The sequence below is a fragment of the Kitasatospora sp. NPDC087314 genome (assembly GCF_044744365.1).
Taxonomy (GTDB): Bacteria; Actinomycetota; Actinomycetes; order Streptomycetales; family Streptomycetaceae; genus Kitasatospora.
On record NZ_JBIUYE010000009.1, the window covers coordinates 291650 to 312149 of the forward strand.

At 72.2% G+C, this 20500-nt stretch carries 18 protein-coding genes; 7 read left to right on the top strand and 11 right to left on the bottom strand.

Annotation, left to right across the window (positions count from 1 at the left end; genetic code table 11):
- Positions 1-17 precede the first annotated feature (17 nt).
- The 5 genes from ACIO5E_RS21550 to ACIO5E_RS21570 all read right to left on the bottom strand — a co-directional run bounded on the left by ACIO5E_RS21550 (position 18) and on the right by ACIO5E_RS21570 (position 7135).
- Complete coding sequence (locus tag ACIO5E_RS21550; protein ID WP_400670130.1) at positions 18-758, bottom strand: beta-ketoacyl-ACP reductase; 741 nt, start codon at positions 756-758, stop codon at positions 18-20.
- Positions 759-850: 92 nt separating this feature from the next.
- Positions 851-1912, bottom strand: a complete 1062-nt coding sequence (locus ACIO5E_RS21555; RefSeq protein ID WP_400670133.1) for a beta-ketoacyl synthase N-terminal-like domain-containing protein — start codon at positions 1910-1912, stop codon at positions 851-853.
- The gene (locus tag ACIO5E_RS21560) at positions 1909-3150 is read right to left on the bottom strand and encodes a beta-ketoacyl-[acyl-carrier-protein] synthase family protein (RefSeq protein ID WP_400670136.1); all 1242 of its coding nucleotides are present in this window, start codon (positions 3148-3150) and stop codon (positions 1909-1911) included. Before ACIO5E_RS21560 ends, ACIO5E_RS21555 begins: the two co-directional genes overlap by 4 nt.
- A gap of 27 nt (positions 3151-3177) precedes the next feature.
- Positions 3178-3438, bottom strand: a complete 261-nt coding sequence (locus tag ACIO5E_RS21565; RefSeq protein WP_400670138.1) for an acyl carrier protein — start codon at positions 3436-3438, stop codon at positions 3178-3180.
- A 34-nt stretch (positions 3439-3472) separates the two neighbouring features.
- Entirely contained in the window at positions 3473-7135 is a 3663-nt protein-coding gene (locus tag ACIO5E_RS21570) for an amino acid adenylation domain-containing protein (protein WP_400670140.1), read from the bottom strand.
- Here ACIO5E_RS21570 and ACIO5E_RS21575 point away from each other — a divergent pair.
- The 3 genes from ACIO5E_RS21575 to ACIO5E_RS21585 all read left to right on the top strand — a co-directional run bounded on the left by ACIO5E_RS21575 (position 7100) and on the right by ACIO5E_RS21585 (position 10074).
- Entirely contained in the window at positions 7100-8071 is a 972-nt protein-coding gene (locus tag ACIO5E_RS21575) for a YcaO-like family protein (RefSeq protein ID WP_400670142.1), read from the top strand. The two genes, ACIO5E_RS21570 and ACIO5E_RS21575, sit on opposite strands and share 36 nt — an antisense overlap.
- A gap of 87 nt (positions 8072-8158) precedes the next feature.
- Positions 8159-9373, top strand: coding sequence for a sensor histidine kinase (locus ACIO5E_RS21580; RefSeq protein ID WP_400670144.1), 1215 nt, complete (start codon positions 8159-8161; stop codon positions 9371-9373).
- Positions 9374-9462: 89 nt separating this feature from the next.
- Positions 9463-10074 carry a response regulator transcription factor gene (locus ACIO5E_RS21585; protein WP_280684443.1) on the top strand — a complete coding sequence of 204 codons (612 nt, stop codon included), beginning with the start codon at positions 9463-9465 and terminating at the stop codon, positions 10072-10074.
- Between the two features lie 13 nt (positions 10075-10087).
- Here the strand turns inward: ACIO5E_RS21585 and ACIO5E_RS21590 are convergent, their stop codons facing one another.
- The 4 genes from ACIO5E_RS21590 to ACIO5E_RS21605 all read right to left on the bottom strand — a co-directional run bounded on the left by ACIO5E_RS21590 (position 10088) and on the right by ACIO5E_RS21605 (position 13270).
- The gene (locus ACIO5E_RS21590; protein ID WP_400670147.1) at positions 10088-10744 is read right to left on the bottom strand and encodes an NADH oxidase; all 657 of its coding nucleotides are present in this window, start codon (positions 10742-10744) and stop codon (positions 10088-10090) included.
- Between the two features lie 114 nt (positions 10745-10858).
- Positions 10859-11134 carry an alpha/beta hydrolase gene (locus ACIO5E_RS21595; protein ID WP_400670149.1) on the bottom strand — a complete coding sequence of 92 codons (276 nt, stop codon included), beginning with the start codon at positions 11132-11134 and terminating at the stop codon, positions 10859-10861.
- Positions 11135-11288: 154 nt separating this feature from the next.
- Positions 11289-11993 carry a response regulator gene (locus ACIO5E_RS21600; RefSeq protein WP_400670151.1) on the bottom strand — a complete coding sequence of 235 codons (705 nt, stop codon included), beginning with the start codon at positions 11991-11993 and terminating at the stop codon, positions 11289-11291.
- A complete protein-coding gene (locus tag ACIO5E_RS21605) occupies positions 11990-13270 on the bottom strand; it encodes a sensor histidine kinase (RefSeq protein ID WP_400670153.1) in 1281 nt (426 codons plus the stop codon). Before ACIO5E_RS21605 ends, ACIO5E_RS21600 begins: the two co-directional genes overlap by 4 nt.
- A 235-nt stretch (positions 13271-13505) precedes the next feature.
- Between ACIO5E_RS21605 and ACIO5E_RS21610 the strand changes: the two genes are divergently transcribed.
- Positions 13506-13802: a DUF4190 domain-containing protein gene (locus ACIO5E_RS21610; protein ID WP_400670155.1), complete on the top strand. Its 297-nt coding sequence runs from the start codon at positions 13506-13508 to the stop codon at positions 13800-13802.
- A gap of 74 nt (positions 13803-13876) precedes the next feature.
- Entirely contained in the window at positions 13877-15061 is a 1185-nt protein-coding gene (locus ACIO5E_RS21615; RefSeq protein WP_400670157.1) for a serine hydrolase domain-containing protein, read from the top strand.
- An 81-nt stretch (positions 15062-15142) separates the two neighbouring features.
- Here the strand turns inward: ACIO5E_RS21615 and ACIO5E_RS21620 are convergent, their stop codons facing one another.
- On the bottom strand, positions 15143-16387 hold the full coding sequence (locus ACIO5E_RS21620; protein WP_400670159.1) for an agmatine/peptidylarginine deiminase: 1245 nt from the start codon (positions 16385-16387) through the stop codon (positions 15143-15145).
- A gap of 147 nt (positions 16388-16534) precedes the next feature.
- Here ACIO5E_RS21620 and ACIO5E_RS21625 point away from each other — a divergent pair, with 147 nt between their 5' ends.
- The gene (locus ACIO5E_RS21625) at positions 16535-17170 is read left to right on the top strand and encodes a TetR/AcrR family transcriptional regulator (RefSeq protein WP_400670162.1); all 636 of its coding nucleotides are present in this window, start codon (positions 16535-16537) and stop codon (positions 17168-17170) included.
- Positions 17171-17216: 46 nt separating this feature from the next.
- Here ACIO5E_RS21625 and ACIO5E_RS21630 read toward each other — a convergent pair whose 3' ends face one another.
- Positions 17217-19073, bottom strand: a complete 1857-nt coding sequence (locus tag ACIO5E_RS21630; protein WP_400670164.1) for an ABC transporter ATP-binding protein — start codon at positions 19071-19073, stop codon at positions 17217-17219.
- Positions 19074-20052: 979 nt separating this feature from the next.
- On the opposite strand from ACIO5E_RS21630, the gene ACIO5E_RS21635 reads away from it, so the two are divergent.
- A complete protein-coding gene (locus ACIO5E_RS21635) occupies positions 20053-20445 on the top strand; it encodes a hypothetical protein (protein WP_400670167.1) in 393 nt (130 codons plus the stop codon).
- The last annotated feature ends 55 nt before the right edge of the window (positions 20446-20500 follow it).

Below are 20500 nucleotides of genomic sequence, written 5' to 3' on the forward strand. Positions count from 1 at the left end.
AGGGGAATGGCGGCTGGTCAGAGGGTGAGTCCGCCGTCCACCCCGAGGACCTGGCCGGTGATGTAGGAGGCCCGGTCCGACAGCAGGAACAGCACCAGGTCGGCCACCTCGTCGGCAGTGCCGAGCCGGCCCTGCGGAACGCGTGACACCACCTGCGCGCGCACCCGCTCGGGCAGGTCGGCGGTCATGTCGGTGTCGATGAAGCCGGGGGCGACGGCATTGGCCCGGACGCCGCGGCCGGCCACCTCCTTGGCGAGTGCCTTGGTGAAGCCGCAGACGCCGGCCTTGGCGGCCGAGTAGTTGGACTGACCGACGTTGCCGTACACGCCGGAGACGGAGGAGAGGGTCACGACGGCCCCCCGGCGGCGTTTGACCATGCCGAACACGGCGGCCCGGCAGACGTGGAAGGTGCCGTCGAGGTTGGTGCGCAGCACCTGCTGCCAGTCCTCGTCGGAGGTGAGGAGGGCCGGCCGGTCCCGGGTGATGCCGGCGCTGGTGACCAGCGCCTCGGCGGGGCCGAGGGCCGCCTCGCCCGCCTCGACGAACTCCCGGGCCGCGGCCGGGTCGGAGACGTCGGCGAGGTGGGCGTGCACCCGGGCGCCGCGCTCCTTCGCCTCCCGTTCGACCTCAGCGGCGAGGTCGCCGCGGGAGTGGTAGCAGAACCCGACGTCGTAGCCGTGTTCGGCGAGGCGCAGTACCGTGGCGCGCCCGATGCCCCGTGAGCCTCCCGTGACCAGTGCCACCGGACGTCCGGACATGTCGATCCTCCTTGCTGGTAGGTGGGGCGGGAACGGTGGAGCCCGCGGGTGGGACCGGCGCGCACCGCGCGCCGGTCCCACCCGCGGTGAAGTCAGCCGATGCGCAGCAGCGCGCAGCCGACCCGGCCCTCCGCGTCGGTCGCGGTGGCCGCCACCAGCCGGCCCGGCTCACCGGGCCGGGACAGCAGCTCCGCCAGCTGGAAGCCGGTCGCCGCAGCCCGGGTGTCCCCGAGGGCGTCGAGGCTGGCGGTGGCGAGCGGTACGTCGCCGAAGACCTGGGCGATCGCCGCGAGTTCGGCCTCGCCGCGCGGTCCGAGGACGGGGGACGGCGCGACCGCGGCGACCTTCCCGGGCTCGACCCCGGCCCGGTCGAGGGCCCGGGTCAGACAGTCCCGCAGGGCGGGGCGCACCAGGTCCGGCTCCGGGAAGAACCCGAACTCGACGGCGACCACCGTCGCCCCCTCGCGGTGCGGTCCGCCGGACCCGCCGGGCCCGTCCTCGCCGACGGGTCCGGCCGGCTCCAGCAGGAACATCACGCACCCCTCGCCGGAGGGCCGCTGCGGATCGTCCTCGTTGCGCGCCTGCTCGTAGGAGTCCCGGGCGTCCGAGCATTCCTCCACCGCACCGGCCAGCACCGCCCTGGCGTGCCCGTTGCTCTGCAGCCGGCAGGCGTAGCTGAGGGCGAGCAGCGAGGTGAGGTGGCTACCGCAGATGGTGGAGTTGGGGCCCTTGATCCGGTGCCAGATCGCGCACTGTCCGGCGTGGTAGTTCATCAGCACGACCGGGAAGAGGCTGGGCGGCACGTCGAAGGGCTTCTCCCGGGTGTAGGAGTCGTGGTCGAACGCGGTCAGGCTCTGCAGGCTCCCCTCGGTGGTGCCCAGGACGAGACCCAGCTCGTCGTCGGCGCAGCGACGGTCGTCCTTGCCCAGCCCGGTCCGCTCCAGTAGCCGGCCGGTGGTCACCACGGCGAGCGCGGTGGCTCGGTCCATGGACCGGACGCCCTTGCGGCCGAGGGCCTCCTTGATGTCGAAGCCGGGCACCAGGCGGGATCCGGCCTCGGGGGCGGCGGGACCCTCGAGCACGGCCTGCCGGTGCCCCTCGGCCGTCCGGCCGAGGGGGGAGTGCGCCTCCCACGCGGTGATGACACTGTTCACGGACGAACCTCCCGGTCGATTCGGCCCATCAGGAGGACGGCGTCGTTGCCGCCGAAGGCGAGCGCGTTGTTCTGCACGATGCGCAGGTCGGCCGTGCGGGCCGTGTTGGGCACGCAGTCGATCTCGATCTCCGGGTCGGTCTCGATGTGGTTGATGGTGGGCGGGATGAATCCCTCGTCCAGGGCGATCGCGCAGGCGGCGGCGCTGAGCGCGCTGGACGCGCCCATGCAGTGGCCGAGCATCGACTTCAGCGCCGTCACCGGCGGCGGGCTGTCGCCGAACACCTGGTGGATGGCCGAGGCCTCGGTGGCGTCGTTGGCCAGGGTGCCGGTGCCGTGCGCGGAGATCAGGTCCACCTGGTCGGCGGTGATGCCCGCATTGGCGTGCGCCCGGCTCATGCAGGCGGCCATGCTGTCCCGGTCGGGGGCCACCGGGTGGTGTGCCTCGCAGACCAGTCCATGGCCGAGGACCTCGGCGTAGACCCGGGCGCCCCGGGCGAGCGCCGAGTCCAGGCTCTCCAGGACGAGGACGGCACTTCCCTCGCCGGTGAGGATGCCCTGCCGGCCCTTGTCGAAGGGCCGGCAGACGTCGGGGGCGATGGTGCCCAGCCGGTAGAAGCCGACGAAGATGTTGCGCACCAACGCGTCCGCGCCGCCGCACAGCGCCAGCTCGACCTCGCCTGCGGCCACTGCGTCGAAGCCGTAGCCGATCGCGTAGTTGCCCGCCGCGCAGGCCGTGGGCACGGTCACCGCCTCGGTGCTGAGTAGGCCCAGTTCCTGGGCGATGTCGGCGGACAGCCGCCCGGACCGGGCCCGGCGGGCCCGGCCTCGGTCGACCGCCCCCGTCCCGGCCGCGAGCTGCTCGCGGACCGACATGCCGATCTCGTCGGCCCCGCCGCTCAGGGTGCCCACCGCGATCAGCGAGCGGCGGCGGCGCACCTCCTCCTCCGCCAGGCCCGCGTCCTCGACGGCCAGCCGGGCGGCGACCGCCGCGAGCTGGCTCGCCCGGCCGGTGTCGGCCGGCACGAGGCGGTGGAGCAGTTCCTCGGGATGGAAGTCCGTGACCTCGCACGCCGTGGTGTGTTCGAAACCGCTGGTGTCGAAGCCGGTGATGGTCCGTGCCCCGGAGCGGCCCTCTCGCAGCGCCCGGGCGAACTCCTTCGCGCCCAGGCCGATGCTGCTGATGACCCCCAGACCGGTCACCACCACGCGTCGCCGCGCGGATGTCTGTCCTGCCATGTCGGGTTCCTCCGTCCATGCCGTCCGTTACTTGCCGACCCGCGCTTCGAGCACCACCTCGTAGGTGCTGGCGAGGTCCTGCATCCGCAGCAGCTCCTGCTGCTTGATGGAGACGTCGAAGCGCCGCTCCAGCTGGGCGAGCAGCTCGATCGCCCGCATCGAGTCGGAGTCGAGGTCGTCCTGGAAGTGGGCGGTCCAGGAGACCTCCTCGACCTCGACCTCCAGGACGTCCGCCACGATGTCGCGGATCTCGTCGCGCAGGTCCGTGTCGATCGCTGTGCTGGTCATGGTGTTTCCCTCCTGTGTCCGGCCGGCCGGCCGGTCACTGTCCGTCGAGCAACTGGTTGACGACTGCGCAGATCTGCGCCGCGGGTTCGGGCAGGTGCATTCCGTGGTGTGTGCAGTCGATGTCGAACTCCCTGATCCCGCCCATGACGTAGGGCTTCCACTGGGGCGCGTAGGACGCCCAGGAGTTGTGGGCCGCGCGGAAGAAGACCACGTCGCCGTCGTAGACGGGCGCGTCGAACTTCCCCATCAGGGCCATGTGTTCGATCTGGATCCTGGTCATGGTCTCGAAGAGCGAGTCGTACTCCTCCGTTCCGGCCAGGTGTCCGACGTACAGCCGGAACATGGCCCGGATCTGGTCCTCGTCCGCGTCGGCGGTCCCGGCGGTCTCCGCGAAGAAGTCGCTGGGCGCGCAGTCGAGCAGGGCGAGCAGCGCCACCTCGTGGCCGCGGTGGCGCAGTTCGGCGGCCATGGCGTGGGCGAGGGTGCCGCCGAACGACAGGCCGAGCAGGTGGTACGGCCCCTCGGGCTGCACCGCCAGCAGCTCCGTCAGGTAGTCGTCGACCATCTCCTCGATCGATGCGGGCAGCGGCGAGGTGCCGTCCAGCCCGCGTGCCTGGATGCCGTACACCGGCCGGTTGTCCGCCACCCGGCCGGCGTAGCCGAGGTAGCACCAGGACAGGCCCCCGCCCGGGTGGATCCACCACAGCGGCTTCTCCTCACCGCCGGTGCGCAGCGGCAGGACGACGGCGAAGGGATCGGCGGACTGACCGGTGTCGGTGTCGCCGGCCAGCCGGACCGCGAGTTCCGCGACCGTGGGCGCCTCGAACAGGGTCCGCAGCGGCACCTCGACGCCGAGCAGCTCACGAACCCGGTTGGCCAGTCCGATGGCCCGCAGGGAGTGGCCGCCGAGGGCGAAGAACCCGTCGTCGATGCCGACCCGGTCCAGGCCGAGGGCCTCGGCGAACAGGGCACACAGGATCTCCTCCCGGGCGTCGCGCGGCGCCCGGTAGACGGCGGCGGGCAGTTCCGGGGCCGGCAGTGCGGCCCGGTCCGGCTTGCCGTTGGCGGTCAGCGGCAGCGCGTCCAGGACCACGAAGGCCGACGGGACCAGGTAGCCGGGCAGCCGCTCGACGCTGTACTCACGCAGCTCCGCCGGGTCGACGTCGCCGACCAGGTAGGCCACCAGCCGCTTGTCGCCGGCGGTGTCCTCCCGCACCAGCACCAGGGCCTGTCCTACTCCGGGGTGGGCGGCGAGGACGGACTCGACCTCGCCGGGCTCGATCCGGAAGCCGCGCACCTTGACCTGGGCGTCGGCGCGGCCGGCGTACTCCAGCAAGCCGTCGCCGGTCCACCGGGCGAGGTCGCCGGTGCGGTAGAGCCGGGTGCCGTCACCGGCGAACGGGTCGGCGACGAAGCGCTCGCCGGTCAGGCCCGGCCGGTTCAGGTAACCCCGGGCCAGTCCCGCTCCGGCGAGGTAGAGCTCACCGGTCACACCGACCGCGACCGGACTGAGCCGACCGTCGAGGACATAGGCCCGCATGTTGTCCAACGGCGTACCGATCGGAACGGCGACGGGCACCTCCTCAGGCGTCCGCATGGCATGGTGGGTGGCGAAGGTCGTGGTCTCCGTCGGCCCGTACCCGTCCACGACCACCGTGCCCGGGCAGGCGGCAAGGACCCGCCGAACGGCCTCCGCGGCGACCGCGTCCCCACCGGCCCAGACCTCACGCACCCCGGCGAAGCAATCCGGACGATGCTCGGCGAGCAGGTGGAACAGACCTGCGGTCAGCCAGGTTCCGGTGATCCGCGCATCGCAGAACAACCCGGCCAAAGTGGCCAGATCAAGCTCCCCGGGCGGCGCGACCACGACGGTGCCGCCACCGAGCAGCGGAACCCACAGCTCGTAGGTGGTCGCGTCGAAGGAGTGCGGCGAGTGCAGGAGCACCCGCTCGTGCGCACCGCCCTGCCAGGCCCGGTCCGACGCCAGCGCCACGACGTCCTTCTGCTGCGCCGCGACGCCCTTCGGCTCCCCGGTGGAACCGGAGGTGTACATCACGTACGCCAACTGGTCCGGGAACACCCGCACCCGCGGATCGTCCTCCGGATACCCCTCGGCCCCGGCCAGATCACCGTCGCTCAGCAGCACCGCCACACCCGCCTGCCGGCGGATCCACTCCTGCCGCTCACCCGGCCACGCACCGTTCAACGGCACGTACACCCCACCGGACTTCGTGACGGCCAGCAACGCCACCACCAACTCGACCGAACGCTCCATCAGCACCGCCACCGGCACCTCGGCCGACACGCCCCGCCCGATCAGCCAGTGCGCCACCCGGTTGGACCACGCGTCCAACTCCGCGTACGTCAGCGCCCGCTCCTCACCCACCACGGCCACCGCGTCGGGCGTCACAGCCACCTGACGGCGGAACACCTCCGCGACCGCCCCCTTCGACACATCCGCCGCGGTGTCGTTCCAGTCCACCAGGACGCGCTGCCGCTCCTGCACCGACAACACCTCGACCTGCCCCAGACGCAACCGCGGGTCGGCGGCGACCTGCTGCAACACCCGGACGAACCGGTCGGCCAGCGCCGCGACCGTGGCACGGTCGAAGAGGTCGGTGGCGTACTCGATGCCGCCGCGCACCCCCCGGCCGTCGGCGCCGGACACCTCCATCACGTTGAAGAACAGGTCGAACTTCGCGGTGTCGGTCCAGGCGGCGTGCGGGGACACCCGCAGGCCGGGGAGTTCGAGGTCTGCGGCGGCGAAGTTCTGCCAGGCGAACATCACCTGGAACAGCGGGTGGTACGCGGTGGAGCGCTCGGGGTTGAGCAGTTCCACCAGCCGCTCGAAGGGCACGTCCTGGTTGTCGTACGCCGCCAGCGCCTTGCGGCGGGTACCGGCCAGCACCTGCTCGAAGGTGGGGTCGCCGGACAGGTCCAGGCGCAGCGCCCAGGTGTTGACGAAGAAGCCCACCAGGTCGACGAGGGCCTCGTCGGTACGGCCGGCGATCGGCGAGCCGATGGTCAGGTCGTGGCCGGCGCCGAGCCGGGACAGCAGCACGGCCAGCGCCGACTGCAGCACCATCGACACGGTGGCGCCCCGGTCCCGGGCGATCCGCTCCAGCGCGGCCAGCAGCTCCGGTTCGAAGCCGAACTCGACGGTGTCACCCCGGTAGCCGGCCCGGGCGGGTCGCGGCCGGTCGGTCGGCAGGTTCAACGGCTGCGGTATGTCCGCGAGTTCTTCGGTCCAGTAGCGCTGCTGTGCCTCCAGCAGCGGGGTCGGGCTGTGCTCGTCGCCGAGCAGCTCGCGCTGCCACAGCGTGTAGGCGCGCACGGTGGCCTTCACCACCTCCAGCGTCTCCTCGATCGTCGCGATCTTGCGGAGCACGCCGCGCACGTGCACGGCGGTGAAGTTCCAGGTCGGCGAGGCCGGCGTCACCCCGTACAGGGTCGGTGAGACATAGGCGTGCGGGCCGGTGAAGGTGAGCAGCGCCGTCGTGCCGGACTCCAGCGCCGCCCAGTGCGGGTTGGCCCGGTTCATGTGCCCGACCAGCAGGCCTCCGCTCAGGTCCGGCGGCCAGTCGCCGGTCATCGCCGGGTCGCGGATCACCGGCAGGTGGGTCACGCGGGGTCCGTCGGCGGCCGGGCCGTTGGTCACCAGTTGCGCCAACGGGTTGCGGCGCACCAGCTCGGCCATCCACGAGCCGTCAACGGGCGGGGTTCGCAGCTCCAGTACGTCCCCCCGCGCTTCGACGAGGACCGGCCCACCGACTGGACGCCCGTCTGGTCCCTGACCGGGCGCACCCGGCGGCTGCTGCCGACCTCGATGCTCTACTACAGCGACCGGGCCACCCCCGACGGGCTGTGCGCGGACTCCAACGGCAACGCCGCCGGCAGCTGCCCGGAGGACGCGCTGGTCCAGGGGTTCCTGGAACTGATCGAGCGGGACGCGGTGGCGCTGTGGTGGTACAACCGCACCCGCCACCGGGCCGTCGCCCTCGACGCCTTCGACGATCCCCGGATCGACCGCCTGCGCGCCACCTACCGCGACCAGCACCGCGAAACCTGGGCGCTCGACCTCACCTCGGACTTCGGCATCCCGGTGGTGGTCGCACTCTCCCGGCGCACCGACAAGCCGGCCGAGGACGTCATCTTCGGCTTCGGCGCGCACTTCGACCCCCGGGTCGCCGTGTGCCGGGCCCTGACCGAGATGGGCCAGCTGCTGCCCCTGGTCGCCGGGGTGACGCCCTCGGGCTCGGGCTACCGGATCGACGATCCGGACGCGCTGGCCTGGTGGCAGCACGCCACCTTGGCGAACCAGCCGTACCTGTGGGCCGACCCGGAGCGACCGCCGGCCGGTCCGGACGCGTGGACGTACGCGCCCACCGACGACCTGCTCCAGGACGTCTCTTCCCTCACCGAGTTGGTGCGTTCCAAAGGAATGGAACTGCTGGTCCTGAACCAGACCCGGCCGGACCTTGAACTGCCCGTGGTGAAGGTGATAATTCCCGGACTGCGGCATTTCTGGCCCCGCTTCGGCCCGGGTCGACTATTCACCGCACCGGTGTCCCTGGGTCACCGCAAGGAGCCGACCCCGTACGAAGAGCTGAACCCCATTCCGCTTTTCGTATGACTCATCGGCTGGCCCATGATCGGGAGTCACACCATATGATTCCTCCAGTCACAGCTGCTGGCCGGCAGGAAGACAACGGGGGAAACCATGGTGGAGACTCACGGTGAGGCGGGGTCCACTCGGGAGACGACGCCCTCCGGTCCGGACACGTCGGATCTCACGACCCGGCTCTCGGCCCGGGCCATCCTCGTCGTCGCCCTGCTGTGCTACAGCGGCGTCACCGTCAACAACCTGTTCGGGGCACACCTGTCCCGCGCGGCACTCGCCATCTGCGTCGTCTGCCAACTGGTCATCTTCTTCCTGCAATTGAGGCACTCCAGCCCGGGCGCCGCCCGGGCGCCGCTGCGGCAGAAGTGCCTGACCCTCGGCACCCAGGCGCTGCTGACCTACCTGCCCATCACGCTCTTCCACAGCATCTGGGGCTCCATGGCGGGATTCCTGGCCGGCTCCCTGCTGCTGCTCCTGCCCGGCTGGCTCGCCTGGGCCACGTACGGCTTCGTCGGCCTGACCATGGTGATCCCGCCGGCGATCGACCATCTCTCCACCCAGGACAGCGTCTACCTCCTCCAGTCGACCCTGCTGACCGGCCTCGTCGTCTACAGCCTGTCCCGGCTGGCGGCGCTGGTACAGGCGCTGCACGAGGCCCGCGGCCAGCTGGCCGACATGGCCGTCACCCGGGAGCGCCTGCGGTTCGCCCGCGACCTGCACGACCTGCTCGGGTACAGCCTGTCGGCGATCACCCTCAAGACGGAGCTGATCCAGCGGCTGGTGACCACCAATCCGCGGCGCGCCCTGGACGAGGTCGGCGACGTCCTGGAGATCTCCCGGGAGTCGCTCGCCGACGTCCGCGCCATCTCCAACGGCCTGCGGCACATGTCCCTGAAGCAGGAGCTGGGTTCGGCCCAGTCGCTGCTGGAGGCGGCGGGCCTGCGGGTGCAGGTCGAGGCGGACACCGAGGAGTTGGAGCTGCCGGTCGACTCCGTCCTCGCCACCGTGCTCCGCGAGGCGGTCACCAACCTGCTGCGGCACTCCCACGCGACGTTCTGCACCGTACAGGTCGCCCGGGAGGCGGGCCTGATCCGGCTGACCGTGACCAACGACGGCGCGGACCCCGCCTATCGGGACACCTCGGCGCACAGTGGCAGCGGCCTGGGCAACCTGCGGGAGCGCCTGCTCGTGCAGTCGGGCACGCTGAACGTCGAGCTGGGCGCGGACGGCACGTTCCGGCTGATCGCCGAGGCCCCGGCCCGGGGCCGGCTCAAGTCGGTCGGCCGGGACGAGCGGGGCGAATCCGCCGCCTGACCCGGCCGCCCGGCCCCGGCGCCCTCTCCCGCCGCCCGGCCCCGGCGCCTGATCACACGTCAACCATCCGTCCCTGGAGGAGCTTCGCCGTGACGATCCGCATTCTGCTGGCCGAGGACATGCACATGGTGCGTGGCGCCCTGGTCGCACTCCTCAATCTGGAGGACGACCTGGAGATCGTCGGTGAACTCGAACGCGGCGACGAGATCCTGCCCACCGCCCGGGAGCTCCGGCCGGACGTTGCCGTCATCGACGTCGACCTGCCCGGTATGGACGGACTCGCCGCCGCCGCCCTGTTGCGCAAGCACGTCCCGGAGTGCCGGACCGTGATCCTCACCAGCCTCGGCCGGCCGGGCACGCTCCGCCGCGCCCTGGAGGCGCAGGTCTCCGGTTTCCTGCTGAAGGACGCCCGGCCGCAGGAACTGGCCACCGCGATCCGCAAGGTGGCGGCGGGACAGCGGGCGATCGACTCCCAACTCGCCCTCGCCGCCTGGGGAAGCACCGGGACGCCGCTGACCGAGCGGGAGACGGAGGTGCTCCAGCTGGCCGCCGACGGGGCCGAACCCCGGGAGATCGCGAACCAGTTGAACCTGTCCCTGGGGACCGTGCGCAACTACCTGACCACCACCGTGACCAAGCTCAACGCCCGCAACCGGGTCGACGCCATCAAGCTCGCCCGCGAGGCCGGCTGGCTGCTGTGAGGCGGCGTCCGGTTCAGTCCTCCGGCGACGCCGGCCGACTCGGCGAACCGGGAGCGGCGTCGCGGATGTAGGTGAGCATGCCCGCGGCCACCAGGTACTCCAGGATGCTGTGGGTGACCGACCAGGGCAGCGGAAGCTCGCGTGAGACGGCGTCCGGCGTGGTGGGCCAGGCCAGCCTGGCGACCACCCAGGCCGCCTCGGGGCGGTGCAGTTCGACCCGGTAGGCGGCGCCCTCCCGCCGGAGCACAATCCGGTTGCCGTCCACCGTGAGCGATGCGCCCCGGGGCAGTTGCAGGCGACTCCGGGCCGGGAGCCGGGCCACGGCGAGGAGGGCGGTGGGCGCCAGGGGGACGACGGAGAGCAGCGGGCCGCGCAGATCGTCCACGCCCAGGGTGCACACCACGAGGTGCGGGATGCGTTCGAGGACGCGGGAGAAGGCCGACTGCACCTCGTCCGGTGAGAGGCCGCTGTCCGAGCCGGCCTCGACGTTGGTGAGGAGGACGGGGCCGAGTTCCATGCGCCGGAGCGCCTCGGCGACGACCAGCGGTTCGTCCTTGATGTGTTCGGTCCCGAAGAGACCGACCAGAACAAGCTCACCGTCGAGGGCGCCCGGGTGTACGGCGACGTCCTCGGCCAGCGACCACAGATGCACGACGGGGCACTCGTCCATGATTCCCACCGGCTCCCTCGTCTCGACGGCTCTTAGCCGGAGTATGCGAGCAGGGAAGCAGCCGCGGACAGTAAGGAAATCACGAAGCCGGTGTGAAGATGTCATACCCCGGCTTCAGGCGGGAAGCCGGCCGGTGAGCAGGAAGGAGGTGAACGGGCCGCTGACCCGGGGGGCGCCGAAGTCGACGCCGTGGCCCGCCGCGTCGACCGTCACCATGGCGGCCCGGTGGCCGAAGGCGGCCAGGGTCTGCCGGGCGCCGGAGTACGGGGTGGCGGGGTCGTACCGGTTCTGCAGCAGCAGGACGTTGCGCGGCCCGGCGGGGGTTCGGGCGCACCTGCGGCTCCTTCGGACGGACGGCCGGCAGGAGCACGAGGGACACCAACAGGCCACCGGCCGCGGCCTTCCGGCGGAGGAGTGCGGTCATGGAGCGACGGTACGGCGGCGGCCCGGCGGTCGGCCTCGGCGCCGGGCCGGGTCAGGACACCTCGCGCCGCCTCCACCCCATCACGCCGCCTCACGCCGCCTCACGCCGCCCCACGCCGCCTCAGCCGGCGAACCCCGGCACCACCAGGCCGGACTCGTACGCGATCACCACCGCGTGGGTCCGGTTCTGCGCGCCGAGCTTGGTCAGCACGTTCCCGACGTGGGTCTTCACCGTCTCCAGGGTCACCATGAGCGACTGCGCGATCTCCGGGTTGGACAGGCCGGTGGCCATCGCCCGCAGCACCTCCTCCTCACGCCCCGTCAGCGCCGCCCGCGGCAAGGCCTCGGCGCAGTCCAGCGGGCGGGCCGCGACCATCCGGCGCAGGGCCGCCGGGAAGAGGATCGCCTCCCCGGCCGCCACCACCCGCACCGCCTCCGCGATCTGCCGGACCGGAAGCCGCTTGAGCACGAACCCGCTGGCGCCCGCGCTGAGCGCGGCGGTGACGTAGCCGTCGTTCTCGAAGGTGGTGATCACCACGACCTTCGGCGGTTCGGCCGACTCGGCCAGCAGCTGCCGGGTGGCGTCGATCCCGTTGCGGCGCGGCATCCGGACGTCCATCAGGACCACGTCCGGCCGCAGCAGCAGCGCCTGCTCGACCGCCTCGACGCCGTCGGCCGCCTCCCCGACCACGGCGATCCCCGGCTGTGCCGCGAGCAGGGTGCGCAGGCCGCTGCGGGTCACCTCGTCGTCGTCCGCGATCAGGAGCGTGACGGCGGTTCCTGCCGGGCCGGTAGCGGTGGCTTCACCCGTCTCGGAGCCGGTCATGCGGACAACCGTACCGGCAGCCGGACCGCCAACCGCCAGCGCTGCGGGCCGTCCTGGCCGGCCTCGATCTCACCGTGCAGCAGCCGCACCCGCTCGGCCAGCCCGGGCAGGCCGTGCCCGGACGTCGGGAAGGCGCCCCGGCCCGTACCGGCCCCGGTCCGGTTGACCACGCTGAGCTCCAGCCCGTGCGGCGCGGCCGCCACCCGGACCTCGATCGGGCCGCCCGCCCCGTGCCGCAGCGCGTTCGTCAGCCCCTCCTGCAGGATCCGGTACGCCGCCCGGGAGAGCGTGCCCTGCACCTGCGCCAGGTCGCCCGACAGCTCCGGTTCCACCACCGCGCCCGCGTGCCGCAGCCGGTCCAGCAGCTCGGGCAGGTCGGCCAGGGTCCGGGTCGGCGCCGTCCCGGCTTCCTCCTCGCGCAGCACGCCCAGCACGTAGTCCAGGTCCTCCAGCGCGGCCCGGGTCGACTCCTCGATGCTGCGCATGGCGGCCCGCGCGGCCGCCGGATCGGCGGCGAGCACCTCGCCCGCCACCGCGGCCTGGATCGTGGCCGCCGTCAGCGTGTGCCCGATCGAGTCGTGCAGTTCGTGGGCCAGCCGGTTGCGTTCGGCCAGCAGCAGCTCCCGCTCGGCCGCCAGCGCGAGCCGCTCGGCCGACGACGGGCCCAGCAGCGGCGGCGCCAGCCGGCGCAGGGCGCCCGTCACCAGCACGCACACGGCCAGCGCCAGCAGCAGGCAACCGAGCGCCACCGGCCAGCGCCAGGCGCCCGTCACCTGCACCGACCGGCCGAACAGGCTCAACCGCGCCTCGCCGTCGAGCCAGTCCCCGGGCAGGGACAGGGCCATGACGAGCAGCACGCAGCTCGCCAGCCCGCCCGTCCACCCCAGGGCCACGTGCAGCAGCAGCCAGAGCGGAGTCCGCCAGCGGTCGGCGCCGGGATTCGCGGTTCCGGAGGACGCGGCGGCGCTCGGCGCGGTGCTAGGCGGGCTGGCGGGCCGACGGCCGGCCACCGGATCCGGCAGCGGCACCCTCAGCAGCCGACGGGCGCCCACGACCAGCACCCGCCGCGTGGTGCGGGCCAGCCCGACCGCGGCGACCAGCGCCGCCCAGACCAGCAGGCACAGCGCGGCCTGCACTTCCCAGGGAGCCGATCGCCACAGCAGCGCCGGCAGCATGGCGAGAACCATCAGTGGAAGGCTGGCCAACGCGCCGCAATAGGCGAACAGCACACCCGCATACGTGGAGCCGCGCAGAAACGGCCGGATTCCCCTGAACATGATCGCCAGTATGACCGGGCAGCTCAGCGGCGGCCTCCCCCGATCGAGGGAGCACTTTCTCCTGCCTTTCCGCGATGCGCACCCGGGCCCGCGGAAACCAGGATCGTGCCCCGACCAGTTGACGAGAGGGCTGCTGTTGAACGCGCAAGGGATGCCGAGGACAGGGACATCGCCGCATCACACGGCACCGACGCCGGTCGGCGGGAGCGACCCGGCCGGCGGCCACGGCCCGGCCGTGGCCGCCCTGGTGCTCGGCGTCCTCGGCCTGCTCACCTCGGTCGTCCTCGTCGGCGGCCTGTTCGGCGTCCTCGGCCTGATCCTGGGCGTCGTCGCCCTGCGGACGGCCCGGCGGACCGGCGTCGGCCGGGGCAGGGCGCTCGCCGGCGTGGTGACGTCGGTCCTCGCGATCGCGGTGTCCGTCCTGGCCGTGTTCCTCCTGGCCTGGTACGCGAACAAGACGCAGGCCTGCTACCAGCCCGACAGCTTCCAGCAGTACCGGGAGTGCGTCCACCGGCAGCTCACCGGTCACTGACCGGACCCGGCCGACGGGTGGCCCCGACATCGGCGCCCACCACCGTTTCCCGACGATTCCACAGGAGTTGACTCATGCGTGCGCAGACATGGCAGCGGATTCGTTCGTCCCGGCGGCAGCAGGGCGGTCGGCGACACGCCGTGCCGGCGGCGGCCGCGATGGCCGTCGGCGTGATGACGGCGGGCGCCCTGCTGTCGCCCCCGGCCTCGGCCGCCACCCGGCCGAACACCGCCCGGCCGGACACCGTCCAGCAGGGCCTGGACGCGCTGGTGCGCACCGACCGGCTGCCCGCCGCGCTGGCCTCCGTCCGCGGCCCGGACGGCCGCACCCGCACCTACACCGCCGGGGTCGGCGACCTGGCCACCGGCGCGAAGGTACCGGTCGACGGCCAGGTCCGGATCGGCAGCAACACCAAGACCTTCACCGCGGTCGTCGTGCTGCAACTGGTCGGCGAGGGGAAGGTCAGCCTCGACGCCCCGGTCGACACCTACCTGCCGGGCCTCGTACGCGGGGACGGGATCGACGGACGCCACATCACCGTCCGCCAGCTCCTCCAGCACACCAGCGGACTCCCCAACTACAGCACCTACCTCGGGGACGACGTCCGGTACTTCGACCCCCGCGACCTCCTCGACCTCGCGCTCCAGCACAAGGCCGACTTCGCCCCCGGCGAGAAGTGGGCGTACAGCAACACGAACTACCTGCTGGCCGGCCTGATCGTCCAGAAGATCACCGGCCGCCCCCTCGCCGAGGAGATGGACCGACGCATCATCAAGCCCATCGGGCTGCGCCGCACCTACTTCCCCGCCCCCGGCGACGCGACCATCCGGGAGGCCCACCCCAAGGGCTACTACCGGGATTCGGCCGGGGCGCCGCTGCTCGACGTCACGGAGACGGACCCGTCCTGGGGCTGGGCGGCGGGGCAGCTGGTCTCCACCGACTCCGACCTCAACCGGTTCTTCACCGCGCTCCTGCACGGCGACCTCCTCCCGGAGGCCCAGCTCGCCCAGATGCGCACCACCGTCGCCACCGAGTACCCCTTCGGTGACGGCGCCCGCTACGGACTGGGGATCGTGAGCAAGCCGCTGTCCTGCGGCGGTGTGTACTGGGGCCACGGCGGCAGCTTCCCGGGCTACGAGACCCGGGGCGGCGCCACCGACCGCGGCCGCGCCGCCAACGTCGCGGTGACCATGCAGCTGGACGACGAGGCGACCAGGAAGCACGTCGACGCCGTCGTGGACACGGCCCTCTGCCGCTGAACGACACCGCCCGCAGGGGGCCGGCGCCCGTTCCGCAGGGCCATGAGCCGAGGAACTCCCGCTCCGCTCGGCCCCGACGGGTCAGGGGATCGGCTGCGGCTGGGTGACGCAGTGGATGCCGCCGCCCCCGAGGCCGATGTAGTCGATGTTCAGTTGCTCGACGACTCGGCCCGGGAAGAGGGAGCGGAGCGTCGCCTTCGCCGCCGCATCGGCCCGGGGGTCGCCGAACTGGGCGGCGATCACGGCGCCGTTGCAGACGTAGTAGTTGGCGTAGGAGCCGACGAAGGCCGGATCGCTCTGCCGGATCGTGTAGTAGTCGGGGCCGCCGAGCTTGGTGGCCTGGATGCGGACACCACGGGCGTCGGTGGCCGAGGAGAGCACGCCGTACTGGCTGAGCTCGTCCTTGGTCCAGACGTCCGACGGGTCGTCGGTGGCGTTCGGCTGCTGGACGAGGCCCTGGCCGGGGGCGAGGAAGCGCGAGGTCGCGTCGACGTGGTCGCCGGTGATGTCCTGGCCGGCGACCCCGGTGAACCAGATGACCTTCGTCGCGCCGTACGCGGCCGTCATCGCGTTCTCGGCCTGGGCCTGCGTCATGCCCGGGTTGCGGTTGGAGACGAGGACGCTGCTCCGGGTGGCCATCAGCGTGCCCGTGCCGTCGGTCTCGATGGCGCCGCCCTCCGAGACCAGTCCGGCCGCCGTGAACGGCACGCCGACGTAGGCGGCGACGCGGGCGGCGACCTTGCCGTCGTTGGTGAAGGTCTGGTTGCCGCCCCAGCCGTTGAAGTTGAGGCCGATCGCGTCCAGGCCGCCGAGCCCGTCGGTGCGGAAGACCGGGCCGGAGTCGCGCATCCAGCAGTCGTTGACGGGGATGGTGGTGAGCACGGTGACGTTGGCCGCCGTGCAGGCCCGGCGGGCGGCCGCGGCTGCGGCCGGGTTGGCGCACAGGTAGACGGGTTCGTACTTCGCGATGGTGTTGGCGACGAGTGCGATGTCGGCCTGGATCTGCGCGACCGAGGGGGTCGTGCCGCCCCCGCGGCCGCCGCGGCGGCCGGTCCAGATGGCGGGGTCGTCCGGCCAGGCCATCCAGGTCCTGGTGTGGGCCACCGTGTCGATCGGCACCGCGAAGGTGCCGGCGAGCGCGGGGCCGACGGGCGCGCGCCCGGCCGGCGCGAGGTCGGCGCCGGCGCCCCGGACGGCTGCGGCGGCGCCGTTCGCCGCCCAGGCGGCGCCCGCCACCGCCAGCCCGGTGGCGGCGAGGAAGTTCCGCCGCCCGAGTGCGCCCCGCGCTCTGCCGGACGAGACGTGCGGTTCGCTGTGACCGTTCATCTCCTGACCTCCCGGTCCTCTCCGTACGTGGCCGTTTCCACGTGGTGGCCATGACGGTAGAACTGACCAAGCGCTCGGTCAATACATCGCGCCGGTACCGGTACATTGCGCAAGGGGCCGCCCCCACGGGCTCGTTAGAGTTTCCGGATGGCCACGCGCTCCGATGACCCCCGCCCCCTCGCCCCCGTCACCCGGCGCCCGCGCACCTCGGCCAAGGGCGAGCAGACCCGGGCCCGGCTCCTGGCCGCCGCGCGCGAACTGCTCGCCGGGGACGGCACGGTGCCCTTCACCACGCGTAACGTCGCCGCCCTCGGCGGGGTGACGCACGGTATGTGCCACTACCACTTCCAGAACCGCACCGACCTCATCGTGGCGGTGGTGCGGAGCATCCGGCCGGAGTGGATCACCCCCCTGGAGGAGGCGGTGGCCGGCCCCGGGACGTTCGCCGAGCGGGCCGAGCGGGTCATCGGGCTGCTGGCGGAGCCGGAGGCCGGCGACCTGGCGCGGGTGCACTCCGCCCTGCACTGGTTCGCCGCGAACGACGACAGCGTGCGGGAGAGCCTGGAGGCGGAGTACCGGCGGTGGCGGGCGTGCTTCGTCGCACTGTTCCAGGTCCTGGCGGACGAGCACGGCGGCGCCTTCGACCCCCGCCCCCTGGGCGAGGCGGCCGCCGCCGGCACGGACGGCCTCGCCGCGTTCCAGTCCCTCGGCGCGCGGATCGACCCCGCCCCGGTGATGCGGGCCCTCATCCTCGGGCTCGCATCCGGCGCCACCGGCAGCTGACCCGGGCCGCCGGACTACGGATACCCGGCCGCGACCCCGTCCGGGTTCAGGAGGTGAACTCCTCGATCGTGGGGACGTCGTCCGGCGGCCCGTGCAGGAGCTGGAGGCGGGCGTAGCCGGGGCTGGTCGCGAGCAGCTGGTCGTGGGTGCCGAGTCCGGCGACCCGGCCGTGTTCGAGGAAGACGATCTGGGCGGCGTCGCGGACGCTGAGCAGGTTGTGCGAGATGAGGATCGTCGTGCGGCCGCTCATCAGCAGGCGCAGGGGCTGGAGGATGCGCTGTCCGGATTCGGCGTCGAGGCCGGTGGTGGGTTCGTCCAGGATCAGGACGGGTGCGTCCCGGATCATCGCGCGGGCGATGGCGAGGCGCTGGCGCTGTCCGCCGGAGAGGAGCCGGCCGCGTTGGCCGACGACGGTGTCGTAGCCCTCCGGGAGCCCCGTGACGAAGTCGTGGGCGTCGGCGGCGCGGGCCGCCGCGACGATCTCCTGCTCGGTGGCGCCCGGGCGGCCGAAGGCGATGTTCTCGCGGACCGTGCCGTGCAGGACGAGGGTCTCCTGGAGGAGTACCGAGACGTGGTCGCGCAGGTCGGTGAGCCCGAGGTCGCGCAGATCGTGCCCGTCCAGCCGGACGGCGCCCTGGTCGGGGTCGTAGAAACGCAGCAGCAGTTTCGCGATGGTGGACTTTCCGGCACCGCTCGTCCCGACCAGTGCCACGGTCTCGCCGGGGGCCACCTTGAAGGAGACGTCCGTGAGCGCCGACCGGCTCGTCTCCGGGTAGCGGAAGTGGACACCGTCGAACTCGACGGATCCCTCGGTCTGCCGCAGCGGGCGGGGGTGGGCGACCTCGGTGACCTGGGGGCGCTGGTCGAGCAGCTCGGCGATCCGCTCGGCGGAGGCGGACGCGGCGTAGAAGGTGTTGCTGAGCTGCGACATGCCCCGGATCGGGGTGTAGAGCCTGCTCAGCAGGGTCAGGAAGACCATCAGCCCACCCAGCGTGAGCCGGCCCTGGGTGAGCTCCCAGGTGCCCAGGCCCATCACGACCAGCGCGCCGATCAGCTCGATGACGTCCACGATCGGTCCGAACAGCGCGCCGATCCGGGTCGACGCCATCGTCGCGCGGTAGCGGCCGAGGCTCTCGCGCTGGAACCGCTCCTGCTCCCACCCCTGGCGGTTGTACGCCTGCACGAGCGCGATGTTGCCCAGGGTCTCCTCGGCGGTCGCGCTGATCGAGCCGCTGCGCCGGCGCCGTTCGCGCGAGACGGCCTTGATCAGACCGGAGAAGCCTCGGGCGGTGAACCAGAACAGCGGGGCGATGACCAGGGCCAGCAGGGTCAGTTCCCAGCTCAGGTAGAACAGGACGCCGAGGAAGAGTCCCAGTTGCACCACGTGCGAGAGGGCGTCGGCGACGCCGGAGAGCAGGAAGGTCTCGACGGCCTCGACGTCGCCGGTCACCCGGGTGAGGATGTCGCCGAGCTTTCGGCGTTCGAAGAATCCGAGGGACAGGTTCTGGACGTGGCGGAACACGTCGAACCGCAGGGTGAGCAGGAACTGTTCGCTGACCCACGTGGAGACGACGCCGTCGATGAAGCCGATGACGCCGGAGAACAGCGTGAGCCCGACGAAGGCGAGCGCGATCGGCAGGAAGAGCTGCAGATTGCGGGGGACGAGCATGTCGTCGATCACGATCTTGAACAGCCAGATCTCGGCGGTGTCGACCACCGGCCCGATCACGATCATCAGGAAGATCACGATGAGCCATTTCCGGCGACCGCGCGTGTACGGCCAGAACCGTCTGAACAACTCCCGCATGGGGACCGGAGGCGCGGCCTCGACGATCTCGTCGGAATCCTGGGCGACGGTCACCAGGCGCCGCAGCGCCGACCGCATGGCACGAATCGTGGTCATCACCCCGCGTCGTCCATCACAGAGGACCAGCCATGGCCGGGCGTGAAGCCCGGCCATGGCCGGATCAACAGGGTCGAGTACTAGTAACCGCCACCGCGGCCGCCGCCACCACCCCGTCCTCCCCCGTAGCCCCCGCCGCCCCCGTAGCCTCCGCCGCCCCCGTAGCCTCCGAAGTCACCGCGTCCCCCACGGCCTCCGAAGTCACCAAAGCTCGCATAGCCTCCGCGGCCGAAGTCGCCACGGCCCCCGTAGCCTCCGCGACCCCCGCCTCCCCAACCGCGGCCGCCACCGCAGCCGATGTTCCATCGGTCGAAGAATCCCATGATGATCTTCTCCCTTCTCATGGACTACTTCCAACGTACCTGAGAAAACCGCGAGCTTGAGCAAAGTGTTCCCCCGGGAAGTCCCAATCCAGTTCGCATAAGTATTCATTAATTCCTTGGACGGATAAGGGATATTCGCTCTCGGTCCGTCACCCGCCGTGAACGCCGAACGCGGCGGTGACGGAAGGTCACCACCGCGAGGCACCGCCCCGGGAGTCCGCGCCGGGGGCGCGGCGCCGGCGAGCCGGTCGAGCGCCCTTCAGGCGGCGTCCTCCCTCGATCGAGCGAGTGCACGCCACGGCAGTGACGTCCCCGGGTACGAGACCCGGGGCGGCGCCACCGACGACAGCCGCGCCGTCAGCATCGCGGTGACCAGCATCCCGGCCGACCCGGAGGTCACGAAGCACGTCGAGAGCGTCGTGGACACGGCCCTCTGCCGCTGAACGACGCCGCCCACGAGGGGAGTTCGAGCGGAGGTCCGGTCTGCTCCGGCGGAATCGTCCACGCCTGGCGCTTCTTCACTCGTTGTGATGAGGACGGGGCGTCCGGACCACCAGGTGGCGTCAACACGCGTGAGGATCATGGATGTTGACGTCCGTTCGATCAACCGGCCGAGGCAGCCGTCCGCTCGGGCCGCCCTGACAGAGGAGACATGCATGACCGACACCCAGGCAGGCACCGCGGTCCGCAGCGGGAGCCCGGACTCCGCCGTCGACCGGGTGGCCGACTTCTACGGCGCCTACATCGACGCCGTCTCCGACGGCACCGACGACCTGTCCGACAACCTTCGCGCCCACTACCTCACCGAGGACTTCCGGCAGCGGCTGGCCGCCTGGGAGGAGGCCAACCACGCCGACGGCGTCCTGCGCGCCCAGGACGTGCCCACCGCCTGGGAGGTCCGTTACCACGACTCCGGCGCCGGACACCTGTTCACCACGGTCACGCTCACCTGGGGCACCGGCCCCGACGCCGGGCACACCCGACTCGCGGTGCAGAGCGACCTGAGCACCAAGCTCATCTCGGACATCGAGGACGCACCCGGGTCCTGATCGGGGTCCGGGGCGGCCGAGGAGCCCGGCACCCCGGCTCCGTGCGGAGGCGGTC